The organism is Catellatospora bangladeshensis (assembly GCF_016862575.1).
GTDB lineage: Bacteria > Actinomycetota > Actinomycetes > Mycobacteriales > Micromonosporaceae > Catellatospora > Catellatospora bangladeshensis.
Genome location: NZ_BONF01000075.1, coordinates 1 through 14017, shown reverse-complemented (window position 1 = coordinate 14017; position 14017 = coordinate 1). Strand labels below are relative to the sequence as shown.

Genomic DNA, 14017 nt, shown 5'->3' with positions numbered 1-14017 from the left:
CAAAAGCGGGGGTTCTCTATGTCCATGAGCACACAGCAGCCAAGGACCAGGGGAATTTCCGTAGAGCAGCGGCGAGCCATCGCGGAGCGCCTGAAGTGGCTTACCGCCGAGATGGCTGCTTTGGAGCGGCGCCTTCTTCGAGTCGAGCAAGCCGCGCGTCGAGCTGCCGGACGACCTCGGTCAGCTCCTCAAGGCGTTCCATGATCTCCCCGGCGTCGCCTGCTGCGGATGCAGCTTCGGCACCATCACGTACGAATACGCCCTTGCCCTGCTGGCCGATCACAAGACCTTCGCGGCGAAGCTCTGTGAGGGCATCGCGTACGACTGTGCTGGAGACGCTGTACAGCTCCTTGAGCTGGGCCATCGACGGCAGTTGAGCGCCGGCAGGTAACGCCCCGCTGGTGATCTGCTTCCGGATGTCCTCTGCTACCTGCTGAAACGCCGGAGTACCCGACACGAGCGCCATGCTCTCTCCCTCCTAGCGCACCAAGTAGAGCACACGACCAGGCAGAACGCACATAGCACTTGACGCACATAGTGCGGCATGTGCATCATGTTCCTACAGCGGCCGACACCGGCCGACACGCAACTCGCTCCGGTCCTGGCCAGCGCGGGAAGGCGGCGATGCCGCGCGCCCGTAGCGCCAGACGCTGGCTGTTCATTCACACGTTCATAGCGAAGTAGGCCGCCGCCTCCTAGGAAAAAGGCGGCCGGCACGGCTGAGGTCCGTGCGCCCGTACGCGGCCCGGGTTACTGGCCGCGCGAAGTTCTGCCACCAGTTCAGGCGGCCGGGGCCACCCCGGTCCCGGCCGCCGCCGTCCCGTCAAACGCACTGATCACCGGAGGAGGTGACCGTGATGATGCTTTCCACCTGCGTACGTGTCTCAACCCGCGCCAAAGCGGTGTGGCGTAACTGCTGCGGCTGCGGCGGCCTCGTGCCGCTGCCTAAGGGCGAGGAGCGCTGCAGCGGCTGTGCTGCTGCTCCCAGCCGACGCATGCGTTCGCGGCGCTGACAGCTTCCGTGCGGGCTGTGGCCTGGCCCGGCCCGTGCGGTGGCCGCCACCGAGGCGACCAGCACGACGAACAAGACGACCCCGGCGGGGGTGCATCCCCGCCGGGGTCTTTCGCACACTCACCCACCTGAAGGGAAGAGAGCGATGCCTGTTCAGGCTATCGCGTCGGCACCTGCCGACGAGCCGGGCGCTGCCTGGCTGACCACCGATCACCCTCTGGCCGGTGTGGCGGCCCGCCGCTGTGTCGGCCACGTCCACCTCGACCCGGCCGACCTGCTCGGCGGGGTCGCGTGCGGCTCGGCGTGGGCGACCGCGCTGACCGATGACCTGCTGTTCGCGGTCGAGTGCGGTCTCCCCCTCGACATCGAGCCGGACCCGTCCTACATCGACGAGATCGCGGTACGCCGCGCAATGCGCGGTGAGCGGCTGGAGCTGACCGAGTGCGAGCGGGCCGAGGTCCGCCGCCGCCTGGCCGAGGTCCGGGCGCGCCGCAACCGGGGCTACCGGTTCGTATGCTCCCGCGCAGCTGCGGCACGGCGGGAGGCCCGGTGATGGCCCGGACCCGTACCGGCCGCGCGATCGGCGAGATCGCCCGGCGCGCCGGCCGCGGTGACCTGACCGCCGAGCAGGCCGCCGCGCTGACCGCGCGGCTGCGCGAGCAGCAGCGCCAGGCCATGTACCGGGCTGCCCTGGACGTGGTCGCGGCGCGGCCGGTGCAGGTGCGGCTGATCGGCGCCCGCGCCGACGTGGCCGCCGTGCTGACCGCCCTGGACACCGTCACCACGTTGACCGGCGTGTCCGACCCCGCCCCGGCCCGCCGGGCGCCCGGCAACGTGCGCGTGTACGCGACCACGCTGCGCCGCCGGCCGATGACCGGAGGCACCCGATGAGCGCGCGGCAGACGGGGCGCCCGCTGTGGGTCCGTGACCGGATGGGCGGCGACTACTGGCGGCGCACCGACGACGGCCTGTACGCGCTGCTGACGCCGTTCGGGTGGCTCTCGCGCGTGAACGTGCGGCCGCTGGACTGGATCGCCGACGCCTACGGCTGCTACCCGGTCCCGGCCCCCGCGCAGGGGGTGGCGCGGTGAGCAAGCCCGACACCTACACCGACCAGCAGATCAGCGACGCCGCGACGGTAGCGCTGCTGCGCGCCCTGGAGCGGCACGGCCACGACCGTGCCGTGCTGTCGGGGCTGTCCGAGCGCGAGCAGGCCGCCGTGTTCGCGGCCGAGCAGCGCGTCCGCGCCCGCCGCTGACATCCCTCTGAAAGGAGTGACGATCATGACTGCACCTGCGAGTGCCTACCCCGTGTCCGTCGCCGCGCTGGTCGACGACTTCCGGGCGTGGGCCGACGAGCTGGGCGCGACGCCTTCGCACCGCGCCACGATGAAGAGGTTCAGCATCGGCGGGGACAAGGCCAGGGCGCTGCTGGCGACCCTGCCCGCCCCGGCCCCCGACGAACACACCACCGCCGTCCCGGCGATGGCCAAGCCCGCGCCAGCCCCGCCCGCGCAGCCTGCGGCTGAGGTGGCGCCGGACGCGCCGGATGTGCTGATCATGCCTGCGGCGTTGTCGCAGACGGCGGTTGACGTAGAAGCGCCTACGAAGATCGCTCCGGCCGCGCCTGAGCCGATCCCCGTGGTGGCACCCGGTGAGGTGTCCCCAGTGCTGGCGGCCGCAGCGCGGCTGGATGACGAGCGCGCCCGGCTGAACATCGCCCGCCATGACGAGCTGGCGCGGCGCGCGGCCGAAGCCGAGCACCGCATCGCGCTCGGTGACGTGCGCGAGCAGGCACGCGCGGCCAAGCTCGCCCGCCGCGAGCGGGCACGCGACACCGCCGACGCGGCGGCCCTCGCTGCGCTGTATCGGCGCGCTGCCCGCTCGGGCACCCGCGCCCGGCTGCGGGCGCAGATCCAGGGATCGGCCGAGATGCGGGCTCTGCGCGTGGCCCGCGTCCGCCAGGTCACCCTCCTCGCAGGGGTGCCGGTCCTGGCCGCGTTCGCCGCGTGGTCCACCACCGGTGTTCAGGCCGGGGTGGCGCGGCTGCTCGGGCTGGGCGCGGACACGGCGGGCTGGTGGGCGGCGTGGGCGATGGAGCCCGCGCTGATCGCGATCGTCGGTCTGATCATCATCGGGCGGGCGGTGCTGCGCTCGGCCGGTGGTGACACCGACTGGCGCGCCACCGCGATCGAGTGGACCACCCTGGGCACGTCGCTGCTGCTCAACATCGTCGGCGGCTGGACGGTCGGCGTGGACTGGTTCGAGCAGGTAGGGCCGATGCTGGCCCACTCGGTGGGGCCGATCGGCGCGGCCGGCACGGCGTTCCTCATCGGCCTGTTCGACGGCTACGTGTCCGCCGCGCGGCCCTGGCGGGGCGCGCCCAGCCTGGCCGAGATGAACCTCGACCTGAGCGCGGTGACCAGCCGATGACCACACCTGTCGTGCTCAAGCCGCATTGGGAGGTCGTCACGGACGGCCCCGTCACCCCCGGTGCCCTCGCGCACCGCTACGCCTCCCACCACTGGGCGACGACGGAGGTCCTCTACGGCCGGGAGGAGATCACCAAGCACTGGGCGCACGTCCCGGCCTGCCAGCGCCCCGAGCCCGACCAGGCCCCCGCCACGGACGGCCGGTCTTACTCGGCGGGCTGGGCGCAGCACCGGGGCGCGGTCGCCTGCCGGGCGGCACAGTGCTTCGCCGAGCCCGAGCCGAAACCCCAGCCCGAGCAGGAGGCGCAGCGGTGACCGACGTGGACTACCAGCACCCGGACGACACCTACCCCGACATGCGCCCGGACGACGACCTGCCGGGGCAGTTGCGGGCGCTGGCCGCCTGGGTGGACGGGCGGCTCGATGACGAGTACGCCGACCGGCAGTACGCCCTGGAGCGGGCGCACGACTACCTGACGTGGCTGGCCTACCGCGCCGAGCAGATCGGCCAGCAGCGGTGCCTGTGGCTTGTGCCGCTGGACGCCGCCGAGCCCAACGCGCCGATGTCGGGGCTGGGCACCGTCCCCATCCCGCAGTTCCCCCGGCGCTGACCGCAACCGTCCCGGCCAGGGTTCATCACCCCTGGCCGGGAGCGGTGGCCGCCAGACCGGCGACCAGCCCGAACCGTCGCGCAGCTGCGTCCGACGCCTGCTGAAGGAGTGCCCCCGTGGCCAACGAAACAACCCTGACCCTGGTCGGCAACCTCACCGCCGACCCCGAGCTGCGGTTCACCCCCGCCGGGGCGGCGCTGTGCAAGTTCAGCGTCGCGTCCACCCCGCGCACGTACGACAAGGCCACCAACCAGTGGAAGGACGGCGAGCCGCTGTTCATGAACTGCTCGGCATGGCGCGACTTGGCCGAGAACATCGCCGAGTCCCTGGTCCGGGGCTCGCGCGTGGTCGTGACCGGGCGGCTGAAGCTCAATCGGTGGACCACCCCGGAGGGCGAGAACCGCCAGGCGTTCCAACTGGACGTTGAGGACATCGGCGCGAGCCTGCGCTACGCCACGGCGCAGGTCAAGAAGATGTCGCGCGCCAACGGCGCTTCCGGTGGCGGCGCGCCGGCCGCCTCGGGGGAGCCCGATCCGTGGGCTAACGGCACCGGCGGGTTCGGCGGCAGCGAGGAGCCCCCGTTCTGATCAGCTCTGCCTGTGGTGTAGCGCCGATCGCCAGGCGTTACACCACAGGCAGGTCACGCGGTGCCTGATCGGGCGGGTTGCACCCATGTCGCCAGCGGTAGAACCTGCGCCGCGGTGGCCAGATCCTGACCGGGGATGGCCAGCTCCAGTTCTCGGCCGTCAAGGCGCACCGACAGCACGCGGCAGGCGGGGTTGAGTCCCCACCCTTCCTGCGCCGTGACCGGCCTGTCGCCGGTGACCGTCAGACCCGCCGGTCCAAGGCTGACCTTCCGGCTGCTCATCCCGGGCGGGGTCCACCAGGCCCGACCTGCCGTCAGCAGCAGGTCGCCATGCCGCCACTGTGTCTGCCCCGCGCCCAGCTCCCTCATCGCGCACGGGACCCGCACCGGCTCGCCTGCCAGAAGGGCGGCCTGCCGGGCGCGGGCGCGGCGCAGTTCGCGGCGCTGGCTCCAGCTCGCGCCCAGCCAGCCGCCGATCATGCCCACGATGAAGTCCAGCACTTGTTCCCCCTGCCTACCGGGCGACGACCCTACAGGCCTTCCCCAGGTCACGGCCATGGCGGACAGCTTCCGCCCCTGGCCGTACACCGTCGCGCCAGTCGTGACCGCTTCCCGACGCGCCGAGCGAGGCTGCTCGGCGCGTGCGGTGGCCGCCATGCGGGCGGCAGAGGGAGGAACGCACGTGCACATCGACAACCCGACCGTGTGGCAGGCGGCGGCGCTGCGTGCCGAACGCGCGGCTGGCGTCTACTACAGCGCCATGACGGCCACCGCGGTCACGGCGGTGGCGGTGCTGGTGGCGTGGGTGGCCGGTGCGCCCGGCTGGCTCACCGGCGGTCTGGGCGGACTCGTCCTGGCCGCCTACATCACCACCCGGATCGCTCACCACGTCGTCCAGGCGCGCATGGCGCGGCTGCACAACCTGAACAGCCCCGACACCGACCCCGGCGGCGCCGGTAGGTGACCTCGTCGCGGGACATGGCCCGCCCTGCCAGGAACCGGCCATGTCCCGCTCTACCCCTCGAAGGGAGCACACCCAGTATGACCAGCCTCAAGGCGGTCCCCGATGAGTGAGCAGCCGTGCGGGCAGTGCCCGGTGCTGCACGCCGAGATCTCCCGGCAGGCCGCCGTCATCGCCCGGCTCAACACCTGGATTGCGTGGCTCCGGGAGCGGCTGGGCGGCCTGCGGGCCGCCGTCAGCGCTGCTGAGGCGCTGATGCGCGAGCAGGCCGAGCAGCCCACGATGCCGCGCTCCCGGCTGCTCACCCAGCTTCATGAACGCCTGATCAATGCCCTGATCGATGTCGAACGGAGGTAGCACCATGGCACTGACCCCGATCGTGTTCAGCGACGACGACGAGCCCACCAACACCGCCGCCACCGTCCCCGGCCAGACCCCGCCGGTGGACGCCGAGTCGTACACGGTGTACCGGCCCGACCGGGGCGCTCCGGTGGACGAGCCGGAGGGCGAGGCGATGACGGTCACGTGGAAGGACGTGACCAGCGGCAACCGGCGGGTACCGCTGGTGCCCGCGTGGATGATGTCGGCGCACGGGCGGCGCGAGACCATGCGCGCCCTGGCCAGCGATGTCGGCTACTACACGGCGTTTCACCTGCTGCGTTCTCCCTGGTACGGGCTGAAGGTCGCGGGCTACGCGCCGCGTGGGGTGTGGCGGCTGGCGCGGCGGGTGCTGCGCTGGGCCAGCGCGGAGGAGGGCAACTGGGAGCTTCGCCAGCACGCGGCCAGCAAGGCAGACGCCTACACCTGGCAGGCGCTCAACCGCACCCGCGCCAAGGAGTCCAAGCCGCGGTGGATGCTGCTCGGTGCCGCTGGTACTGCCGCGTGCGTGGGCGGGACCGTGCTGGAGCTGTCCGGCGCGGTCCCGCCCATCGGCTGGTACGCCGCCGCTGCAGGTGCTGCGGTGCTGGCGGCGCAGGCGGGCAAGCCCGCTGACCGGCCGATCACCGACCGCGTGTCCAACACGCCGAAGTTCACCCGGCTCACTGCCGAGCAGGTGCGGGCGGCGCTGGTCGCGGTCAAGACCCAGGGCTTGACCGACCCCGGCCAGTTGGAGTTCCCGTCGCCGATCCACCGGGACGGTCCCGGCTGGCTGGCCAGGGTAAACCTGCCCTTGGGTGTCGAGGCGGTGAAAGTGATCGAGAAGCGGGCGGCGCTGTCGTCGGCGCTGCGGCTGCCCATCGACCAGGTCTGGCCGGCACCCGGACCCGAGCACGCCGGACAGCTCGACCTTTGGGTCGGCTACCAGCCCGCGTCGAAGATGGGCAAGCCCCGGTGGGCACTCCTCGCTGACAACGCCGTCACCAGCGTGTTCCGCCCCGAGGAGTTCGGATCCGACGAGCGGCAGCGTCCGGTCACCACTAGCGGGTTCGCCCGCTCGTTCCTGATCGGCGGGCAGCCCGGATCGGGCAAGAGCTACGCCGCCCGGTCCCTGGCTCTGGCCTGGTCCCTCGATCCCACGGTCGAGTTCAAGATTGCCGAGTTCAAGGGCACGGGTGACTTCCTCGACTTCGAGGCGCTGTGCAGCACGTATGTCGTCGGCGTGGACGACGAGGCGATCCGGCAGGGCGGCGCCATCCTGGCGTGGGCGTTGGCGGAGGCTGAGCGGCGCGGTAAGCGCATCCTGGCCGCCAAACAGGCCGGGCTGGCACCCGAGGGCAAGGTCACGCCCGAGCTGGCGCGCAAGCCCGGATCAGGGCTGCACCCGATCGTCATCGTCATCGACGAGGCGCACGAGCTGTTCGCCGCCGACAAGGACGCCGCCGACGCGGCCGAGCGGCTGATCAAACGGGCTCGCGCTTTGGGCATCATCGTGGTCCTGGCCACGCAGATCCCGGACAAGACCAGCCTGCCGCCCAACATCACCCGCTGCGTCACCAACCGCTGGTGCCTCAGTGTCCAGGGCCAGGTCGAGAACGACATGATCCTCGGCACCGGCGCCTACAAGCGCGGGATCACCGGCACCGTCTACAAGCCCGTGGACGATGCGGGCTGGGGTGTGATGACCGGTGGGCCGTCTCCGGTGTCGGTGCTGTCGCAGTACCCGACCCCCCAGCAGGCCGCAGCGATCATCGCCCGCGCCATCGCCCTCCGGGGTGGGCGCCGCCCGGTCGGCGACGACCTCCCCCCGGCGCGTGACCTGCTCGCCGATCTGCTGGCGGTGTCGGTGGACAACGGGCAGCACTGGTCGGTGGCCGCCGGCGCGCTGGCCGAGCGGTGGCCGGAGGCCTACCCCGTGATGACCGCCGACGCGCTGTCGGAGATGGCACGCGCCCTCGGCGTCCCGTCACAGGGAGTGAAGGTCGCGGGCAAGGTGCTCAAGGGGTACCGGCGCGACGAACTGTCCAAGATCCTCGCTCAGCGGCAGCAGTCCGAGTGAGGTAACCCCGGCGGTAACGGCACGGGTGGAGGTAACGCCAGCGTTACCCGTGCCGTTACCTCCCATCCCTGCCCCTGCCTGGCACGACTGTGACCAGGTAACGGGTAACGCCATGCCCGAAACCGGCCCCCAAACAGCCCGTGGAGGCACCCCGTGACACCCGAACTGATCGTTACCGCCACCCTCATAGCCGCAACGCTCATCTATGTATTGCTTTGCTGGATCCTGCCGTTCGGGCGGTGCCGCGCCTGCTCCGGCACCGGCAACCGCCGGATCCTTCTTCTACGCAGAGTCACGTTCTGCCGCCGCTGCAAGGGCTCCGGACTGCGCCTGCGGATCGGCCGGCGCCTCTACAACACCGTCCACGACGCCCGCGCCCAGGCCGACGCCGCCGCGCAGACCAAGACCAGGGAGACGACGCGATGAGCCTGACCTTCACCGACATCTTCTGCGGCGCGGGCGGCAGCTCGATCGGGCTGACCGCCGCCGGGCTCGACCTCAAGCTCGCCGCCAACCACTGGCGCACCGCCATCGACACCCACGCCGCGAACTTCCCCGGCGCCGAGCACCTGTGCGCCGACGTCAACAACTACGACATGCGCGCCCTGCCCACCACCGACATCCTGTGGGCGTCGCCGATCTGCACCGAGGCATCCCCGGCCGGCGGCTCGTCGAAGAAGGCGAGCAAGGCCCGGCCGCGCCCGCGCGGGCAGCTCGACATCCTCGAAACCGGCGGGCACGTCGCCCAGGCCGGATTCGAGCGCACCCGCGCCACGTTCCACGACGTGATCCGCGCTACGGAGGTCCACCGCTACAGCGCGGTGCTGGTCGAGAACGTGCCCGAGGTCGCCTGGAAATGGGAGCTGTTCGAGTGGTGGTGCGCCGGGATGCGGATGCTCGGCTACGCCCAGCAGACCGTGTGCGTGTCCTCGGCCCACGTCGGCGGTGACGGCAACCCCTACGCGCCGCAGTGGCGCGACCGGATGTACCTGGTGTTCACCCGCACCGGCATCCCCCTGCCCGACGTGGCACCCCGGCCGCTGGCCTGGTGCGAGCGGTGCGGCGCCGACGTGCAGGCGGTGCAGGCGTGGAAGGACACCCCGAAGGTCCGGCAGTTCGGCCGCATCGGCGCCTACCGCGAGCAGTACGTCTACCTCTGCCCGAACACGGCATGCGGTCAGGCGCAGGTCGAGCCGTATGTGATGCCCGCCCGTGCCGCCATCGACTGGACCGATGTCGGCGAGCGGATCGGCGACAAGGCCAAGCCTTTGGCTGCGGCGACGATCGCCCGTATCCGGCACGGCCTTCAGATGTTCTCTGACCGGCAGATCCTGATCACGGTCAACCACGGCGACAGCGACAGCCGCGCCCTGCCGATCGACGGCGGGCCGCTGCCGACCCGCACCCTGAAGATCGGCGAGGGGTTCGCCACCCCGCCGATGCTGGTGCCCGCGGGCGGCTCATGGAACACCGACGCCTACCCCGCCGACCGGCCGATGTGCACCCGCACCGCGACCGAGTCCGAGGCCCTGGTCGTGCCGCCGTTCTACGTCAAGCAGTACGGCGGCTACGCCGACCCCGCCCGCATGTCCCAGCCCGTCGACCGCGAGCCGCTCGGTACGCAGACCACCAGCATGAGCCACAGCCTGGTAACCACCGAGCCGTTCATCGCGGTCCTGCGCAACCACGCCACCGCCCACAGCCTCGGCCAGCCGTTCCAGACGATGGCGGCCAGGGGCGGACATCACGCGCTGGTCATCCCCTACCGCAAGGGCAACCGGCCGACCAGCACCGATGCGCCGCTGCACACCATGGCCACCCACGACAGCGGCGCGCTGGTGCGCCCGGCCGTGGCCGTGGAGGACTGCTACTTCCGGATGCTCCAGCCACGTGAGCAGCTCCGAGCCCAGCGCTTCCCCGACAGCTACCACGTCACCGGCAACCTCTCCGAACAGACCATGCAGGCAGGCAACGCCGTCTCCGCCAACGTCGCCCAGTTCCTCGGCGGGCGCGTGGCCGCCGTCCTGGACGGCCGGAGCGCGTCATGAGACGCGCGCTGACAGACGGGCGCCCAGCCCGCCGGGAACACAGCGACGGGCACCCCGACTGGTGCGCCCGCGCCCACCACTGCACCGCAGCCCTGCCCGGCGGTGAACACGCCTCGATCCCCGAGGTGTGGCAGATAGAGGGCGGGCGCATGGTCGGCACCCGCTACCGCGACCACGCAGGCCACGACCACATGGAACTGCGTATCGTCCTCGGCCTGCCCGACGACGAGACCACCGCGCAGGCCGCCTGCCGACACCTCATGGCCGTCTCGCTTATGGTCGTGCGCCGGGTATTCGGCCTCGACCGGCAGGAGGCGGGCCGGTGAGGGCGCGGTTCCTGCTCGGCAGCCACCAGCCCGGATGGCTGGGCAAGGCCAACGTGCCGTTGTTCGTCTGCGACCGCAGGTTGCGCGTCTATAAGACGCTGCCGCGCGCAGCTGCGCCGTGGGCCGTCGATTCGGGCGGGTTCACGGAGTTGCAGAAGTACGGGACGTGGACGGTGCCGCCGGGCGAGTACGTGGCCCGGCTGCGCCGCTACCACGACGAGATAGGGCAGCTCATGTGGGCCGCGCCCCAGGACTGGATGTGCGAACCGATCGTCATCAACGGCGGCGTAGCGGCTGGTCAGCGGTTCGTCGGCACCGGCCTGTCGGTGGCCGAGCACCAGCGCCGCACGGTGCTCAACTACGCCGAGCTGCGCACCCTGGCCCCCGACCTGCCGATCATCCCCGTGGTCCAGGGCGACACCGTAGACGCCTACCTGCGCTGCGTGGACCTCTACCAGTCCCTCATCGACGTGGACCTCACCAGCCTGCCGCTGGTGGGGCTGGGGTCGGTGTGCCGACGCCAGGCCACCGGGGAGGCCGGACAGATCATCGCCGCCCTGCACGCCCAGGGCGTGCGCCACCTGCACGGGTTCGGGTTCAAGACCCTCGGCCTGATCGCCCACGGCGACAAGCTCACCTCCGCCGACTCCCTCGCGTGGTCGTTCGACGCCCGCAAGCGGGGCAAGGTACTGCCCGGCCACGGGCTGCGCCACAAGAACTGCGCCAACTGCCTGCCGTTCGCCCTGCAATGGCGCAGCGGCGTACTCGCAGCTGCGAAAGGAGCGTGACCAGCCATGACCAGACCAGGAACAAGAACAGAAAGGCCGCCTGCGGCGGCTCACCCCCTGTCGGCGGCTGCGCTGCGCTACGCCGCCAACGGCCAGCCGGTATTCATGCTCGGCCGGCCGCCTGCGTCACTCAGACTTCTGCCGCCGGATCGCATCGTCGATGCGCAGCAGCGCGCCGAAGACCATGAGGAAGCCACCCACGACTACCCCGAACATCTTGCCGTTCAGCGTTCCATAGGCCATCACGGCAACGCCGACCGCCTTGAAGAGGTTGCCCCCGTTGTCACTAAGAAGATCTGGCTTGTTGCTCATGGCGGGCAGAGTACGGGGTCAGGCAATGTCGCCGCTGCCCCGAACGCCGGAGGCAACCGGCGATGAATCGAACCCCTGAAATGCCGCCTGCGGCGGCTCATCTCCTGTTGGCGGCTGCGCTGCGCTACGCCGCCAGCGGCTGGCCCGTGTTTGTGCTCGGCCGGTCCAAACGGCCCGTGGCGCTCTGCGGGCCGTGCGACACCGCCAGGAAGGCACTCACGCCGCACGACCCGCAGGCGTGCCCGTGCTTGACCTGCCATGGGTTCTACGCGGCCAGCACCGACCCCGACCGCATCACGGCGATGCTGGCCGCGGTACCGCGCGGGCTGCTGGCCGTCCGCACCGGCGCGGCGTCCGGGCTGGTCGTCATCGACGTAGACCCGCGTCACGACGGCACCGCGACACTCAACGCCCTGATCGCACGCGGGCTCACCCCGCCGACCAGGTACGCCCGTACCGGCTCCGGCGGCCTGCACCTCTACTACCGCCACCCGGGCGGCATCGCCGTCCCCTGCGACCAGGGCATCCGGCTCGGTCCTGGCATCGACGTGAAGGCGGACGGCGGCTACGTCGTCGCGCCGCCCTCACGCCATCCGGTCACCGGCCGTCCGTACACGTGGGCTGATCAGGGGTCGCGCATAGAGGAGGCGGCCCCCGCACTGGTCAGCGCGTGCCTGGCCGAAATCCGGCGGCAGCCGCCCCAACGTGCCGGCCACCATCCGCCCCCGCGCAGCGGGGGGGCCGCCTCCTACCCCGACCGGCTAATGGACGCGCTGGTCTCCCGGATCCACCAGGCCCCGAAGGGCCGCCGAAGGGTGACGCTGTTCGGCTGCGCCCGCGGCGCCGCCCGCATGGTCGCCGCAGGCCAGATGACCAGCACCGAAGCCTATGACCGGCTCGTGGCCGCCTGCGACGCCGCACGCTGGCCCTGGGCCAAGTCCACCCCCAACGCCATCCGCGAAGGATTCGCCGCAGAAGGAGTGACACTGTGACCCGACCCAAGAAGGACCGGCCCGCCATCGACGGCGCAGCCCTGCTCGACCGGCTCCGTGCCACCATCGCTCAGTACGTCATCCTGCCCAGCTCCGAATCGCTGGACGCCGTGGTGCTGTGGATCGCCGCGACCTACGCCCTTCCGGCGTGGGCGTGTGCGCCCCGGCTGGTCATCCGGGCGCCGGAGAAGCGTTGCGGCAAGTCCCGGCTCCTCGACCTGGTCGAAGCCGCGTGCCACAACCCGCTGATCACGGTGAACGCGTCGCCTGCCGCTGTGTACCGGGCGATCGGCATGGACGACCCACCCACGCTGCTCATCGACGAATACGACACCATCTTCGGCCCCGCTGCCGCCGGATCAGCTGAGGATCTGCGTGGGCTGCTCAACGCGGGCCACCAGCGCAATCGACCCGCCCTGCGCTACGACGCCAACACCCAGCGCGTGGAGAAGATCCCCACCTTCGCCATGGCCGCCATGGCAGGCATCGGCGCCGCCCCCGACACCATCGAGGACCGGGCCGTGGTCGTGCACATGCGCCGCCGCGCCGGCCGCGAGAAGGTCAAGCCCTGGCGCATCATGCGCGACCGGCCCCTCGTCGCCGCCATCGGCGTGGAGCTGTACGACTGGCTCGCCGCCAGCATCGACCTGCTCCGCACGGCCGAGCCCGTCATGCCGGTGGAGGACCGCGCCGCCGACACCTGGGAACCGCTCATCGCCCTTGCCGACCTCGCCGGAGGCGACTGGCCCATCCGGGCACGCACAGCCGCCGTCACCCTGACCGGGGTCAAGGAGGAGAACGCGGCGACCAGCGACCGCGTGCGGCTGCTGACCGACTGCCGCATCGTGTTCACCGTCGCCGACGCCGACGCGCTGCCCACCGCCCAGCTCATCGAACGGCTACGGGCACTCGACGAGTCACCCTGGTCGGACCTCACCCCACACAAGCTGGGCGCGCTGCTGCGGGAATTCGAGGTACGGCCGGTCACGATGCGGTTCCCGACCGGGCAGGCGAAGGGCTACACGCGGCCCGCCTTCGGCGACGCGTGGGACCGCTACTGCGGGTCCGATGTCCCGGACACCCCGGGGGAAGCGTACCAACCGTACCAACCGTCCCAGCCCAGCTCAGGACTGGTACGGGATCTTGACTGGTACGGATCGAAGCGTACCGCCCAAGATTCCGTACCAGCCCTGACCAGCGGTGGGACGGTTGGTACGGATGGTACGGATACCCCCCACCCTCCGGGACATGGAGAGCCGGCCGCGCACGGTCGCCTCCGACTCGTGCGCGCCCAGGACGGGCCGACCGTCAGCGCCTAGCGCGTTCGCTCCAGCCCGCTGAGAGGGCAGGCGAGGCATCGCATGCCTCGACATCGGTCAAGCAGAAATCTTGGCCGTACCGCTCTCTCAGCGGGCTTTATTCACGCCCATCCATGACATCTCGTACCTGGAGGCATCGTGACCACCCCCGCCATCATCGCTCGCCCAGCCAGTCCGAGAGGAGTTGCCGCCTT

Annotated in this window: 20 protein-coding genes; 17 read left to right on the top strand and 3 right to left on the bottom strand. The window is 71.3% G+C overall.

What is annotated here, in order from left to right:
* Positions 1–100: 100 nt before the first annotated feature.
* Positions 101–466, bottom strand: a complete 366-nt coding sequence (locus Cba03nite_RS39060; RefSeq protein ID WP_203757561.1) for a GntR family transcriptional regulator — start codon at positions 464–466, stop codon at positions 101–103.
* 691 nt (positions 467–1157) lie between these two features.
* Between Cba03nite_RS39060 and Cba03nite_RS39055 the strand changes: the two genes are divergently transcribed.
* The 8 genes from Cba03nite_RS39055 to Cba03nite_RS39020 all read left to right on the top strand — a co-directional run bounded on the left by Cba03nite_RS39055 (position 1158) and on the right by Cba03nite_RS39020 (position 4641).
* Positions 1158–1565 carry a hypothetical protein gene (locus Cba03nite_RS39055; protein WP_203757559.1) on the top strand — a complete coding sequence of 136 codons (408 nt, stop codon included), beginning with the start codon at positions 1158–1160 and terminating at the stop codon, positions 1563–1565.
* Positions 1565–1903: a hypothetical protein gene (locus Cba03nite_RS39050; protein ID WP_203757557.1), complete on the top strand. Its 339-nt coding sequence runs from the start codon at positions 1565–1567 to the stop codon at positions 1901–1903. The genes Cba03nite_RS39055 and Cba03nite_RS39050 overlap by 1 nt, the downstream gene beginning before the upstream one ends.
* Positions 1900–2103 (top strand): hypothetical protein, encoded by a 204-nt coding sequence (locus Cba03nite_RS39045; RefSeq protein ID WP_203757555.1) that lies wholly within the window; start codon positions 1900–1902, stop codon positions 2101–2103. The genes Cba03nite_RS39050 and Cba03nite_RS39045 overlap by 4 nt, the downstream gene beginning before the upstream one ends.
* A complete protein-coding gene (locus tag Cba03nite_RS39040) occupies positions 2100–2270 on the top strand; it encodes a hypothetical protein (protein WP_203757553.1) in 171 nt (56 codons plus the stop codon). The genes Cba03nite_RS39045 and Cba03nite_RS39040 overlap by 4 nt, the downstream gene beginning before the upstream one ends.
* A gap of 25 nt (positions 2271–2295) precedes the next feature.
* Entirely contained in the window at positions 2296–3444 is a 1149-nt protein-coding gene (locus Cba03nite_RS39035) for a hypothetical protein (RefSeq protein ID WP_203757551.1), read from the top strand.
* On the top strand, positions 3441–3758 hold the full coding sequence (locus Cba03nite_RS39030) for a hypothetical protein (RefSeq protein ID WP_203757549.1): 318 nt from the start codon (positions 3441–3443) through the stop codon (positions 3756–3758). Before Cba03nite_RS39035 ends, Cba03nite_RS39030 begins: the two co-directional genes overlap by 4 nt.
* A complete protein-coding gene (locus Cba03nite_RS39025; RefSeq protein ID WP_203757547.1) occupies positions 3755–4054 on the top strand; it encodes a hypothetical protein in 300 nt (99 codons plus the stop codon). The genes Cba03nite_RS39030 and Cba03nite_RS39025 overlap by 4 nt, the downstream gene beginning before the upstream one ends.
* A gap of 116 nt (positions 4055–4170) precedes the next feature.
* Positions 4171–4641: a single-stranded DNA-binding protein gene (locus Cba03nite_RS39020; RefSeq protein ID WP_203757545.1), complete on the top strand. Its 471-nt coding sequence runs from the start codon at positions 4171–4173 to the stop codon at positions 4639–4641.
* A gap of 53 nt (positions 4642–4694) precedes the next feature.
* On the opposite strand, the gene Cba03nite_RS39015 is transcribed toward Cba03nite_RS39020, so the two are convergent.
* Positions 4695–5141 (bottom strand): DUF2550 family protein, encoded by a 447-nt coding sequence (locus Cba03nite_RS39015; protein WP_203757543.1) that lies wholly within the window; start codon positions 5139–5141, stop codon positions 4695–4697.
* A gap of 181 nt (positions 5142–5322) precedes the next feature.
* Here Cba03nite_RS39015 and Cba03nite_RS39010 point away from each other — a divergent pair, with 181 nt between their 5' ends.
* The 7 genes from Cba03nite_RS39010 to Cba03nite_RS38980 all read left to right on the top strand — a co-directional run bounded on the left by Cba03nite_RS39010 (position 5323) and on the right by Cba03nite_RS38980 (position 11200).
* Entirely contained in the window at positions 5323–5604 is a 282-nt protein-coding gene (locus Cba03nite_RS39010; protein WP_203757541.1) for a hypothetical protein, read from the top strand.
* Between the two features lie 102 nt (positions 5605–5706).
* Positions 5707–5958 (top strand): hypothetical protein, encoded by a 252-nt coding sequence (locus Cba03nite_RS39005; protein ID WP_203757539.1) that lies wholly within the window; start codon positions 5707–5709, stop codon positions 5956–5958.
* Between the two features lie 4 nt (positions 5959–5962).
* Complete coding sequence (locus Cba03nite_RS39000) at positions 5963–8038, top strand: FtsK/SpoIIIE domain-containing protein (RefSeq protein ID WP_203757537.1); 2076 nt, start codon at positions 5963–5965, stop codon at positions 8036–8038.
* 153 nt (positions 8039–8191) lie between these two features.
* A complete protein-coding gene (locus tag Cba03nite_RS38995) occupies positions 8192–8464 on the top strand; it encodes a hypothetical protein (RefSeq protein WP_203757535.1) in 273 nt (90 codons plus the stop codon).
* A complete protein-coding gene (locus Cba03nite_RS38990) occupies positions 8461–10086 on the top strand; it encodes a DNA cytosine methyltransferase (RefSeq protein WP_203757533.1) in 1626 nt (541 codons plus the stop codon). The genes Cba03nite_RS38995 and Cba03nite_RS38990 overlap by 4 nt, the downstream gene beginning before the upstream one ends.
* The gene (locus tag Cba03nite_RS38985) at positions 10083–10412 is read left to right on the top strand and encodes a hypothetical protein (RefSeq protein WP_203757531.1); all 330 of its coding nucleotides are present in this window, start codon (positions 10083–10085) and stop codon (positions 10410–10412) included. The genes Cba03nite_RS38990 and Cba03nite_RS38985 overlap by 4 nt, the downstream gene beginning before the upstream one ends.
* Positions 10409–11200: a deazapurine DNA modification protein DpdA family protein gene (locus Cba03nite_RS38980; protein ID WP_203757529.1), complete on the top strand. Its 792-nt coding sequence runs from the start codon at positions 10409–10411 to the stop codon at positions 11198–11200. The genes Cba03nite_RS38985 and Cba03nite_RS38980 overlap by 4 nt, the downstream gene beginning before the upstream one ends.
* Positions 11201–11326: 126 nt before the next feature.
* On the opposite strand, the gene Cba03nite_RS38975 is transcribed toward Cba03nite_RS38980, so the two are convergent.
* The gene (locus Cba03nite_RS38975; protein ID WP_203757527.1) at positions 11327–11512 is read right to left on the bottom strand and encodes a hypothetical protein; all 186 of its coding nucleotides are present in this window, start codon (positions 11510–11512) and stop codon (positions 11327–11329) included.
* 62 nt (positions 11513–11574) lie between these two features.
* Here Cba03nite_RS38975 and Cba03nite_RS38970 point away from each other — a divergent pair, with 62 nt between their 5' ends.
* Together Cba03nite_RS38970 and Cba03nite_RS38965 are read left to right on the top strand one after the other, a co-directional pair.
* A complete protein-coding gene (locus tag Cba03nite_RS38970) occupies positions 11575–12504 on the top strand; it encodes a bifunctional DNA primase/polymerase (RefSeq protein ID WP_308442779.1) in 930 nt (309 codons plus the stop codon).
* Complete coding sequence (locus Cba03nite_RS38965; RefSeq protein WP_239126347.1) at positions 12501–13823, top strand: DUF3631 domain-containing protein; 1323 nt, start codon at positions 12501–12503, stop codon at positions 13821–13823. Before Cba03nite_RS38970 ends, Cba03nite_RS38965 begins: the two co-directional genes overlap by 4 nt.
* Positions 13824–14017: the final 194 nt, after the last annotated feature.

Bases quoted from the DNA above. Each gene is read 5' to 3' on its own strand.
- Cba03nite_RS39060 (WP_203757561.1), bottom strand. From the start codon at position 466: ATGGCGCTCGTGTCGGGTACTCCGGCGTTTCAGCAGGTAGCAGAGGAC.
- Cba03nite_RS39055 (WP_203757559.1), top strand. From the start codon at position 1,158: ATGCCTGTTCAGGCTATCGCGTCGGCACCTGCCGACGAGCCGGGCGCT.
- Cba03nite_RS39050 (WP_203757557.1), top strand. From the start codon at position 1,565: ATGGCCCGGACCCGTACCGGCCGCGCGATCGGCGAGATCGCCCGGCGC.
- Cba03nite_RS39045 (WP_203757555.1), top strand. From the start codon at position 1,900: ATGAGCGCGCGGCAGACGGGGCGCCCGCTGTGGGTCCGTGACCGGATG.
- Cba03nite_RS39035 (WP_203757551.1), top strand. From the start codon at position 2,296: ATGACTGCACCTGCGAGTGCCTACCCCGTGTCCGTCGCCGCGCTGGTC.
- Cba03nite_RS39030 (WP_203757549.1), top strand. From the start codon at position 3,441: ATGACCACACCTGTCGTGCTCAAGCCGCATTGGGAGGTCGTCACGGAC.
- Cba03nite_RS39005 (WP_203757539.1), top strand. From the start codon at position 5,707: ATGAGTGAGCAGCCGTGCGGGCAGTGCCCGGTGCTGCACGCCGAGATC.
- Cba03nite_RS39000 (WP_203757537.1), top strand. From the start codon at position 5,963: ATGGCACTGACCCCGATCGTGTTCAGCGACGACGACGAGCCCACCAAC.
- Cba03nite_RS38990 (WP_203757533.1), top strand. From the start codon at position 8,461: ATGAGCCTGACCTTCACCGACATCTTCTGCGGCGCGGGCGGCAGCTCG.
- Cba03nite_RS38985 (WP_203757531.1), top strand. From the start codon at position 10,083: ATGAGACGCGCGCTGACAGACGGGCGCCCAGCCCGCCGGGAACACAGC.
- Cba03nite_RS38975 (WP_203757527.1), bottom strand. From the start codon at position 11,512: ATGAGCAACAAGCCAGATCTTCTTAGTGACAACGGGGGCAACCTCTTC.
- Cba03nite_RS38970 (WP_308442779.1), top strand. From the start codon at position 11,575: ATGAATCGAACCCCTGAAATGCCGCCTGCGGCGGCTCATCTCCTGTTG.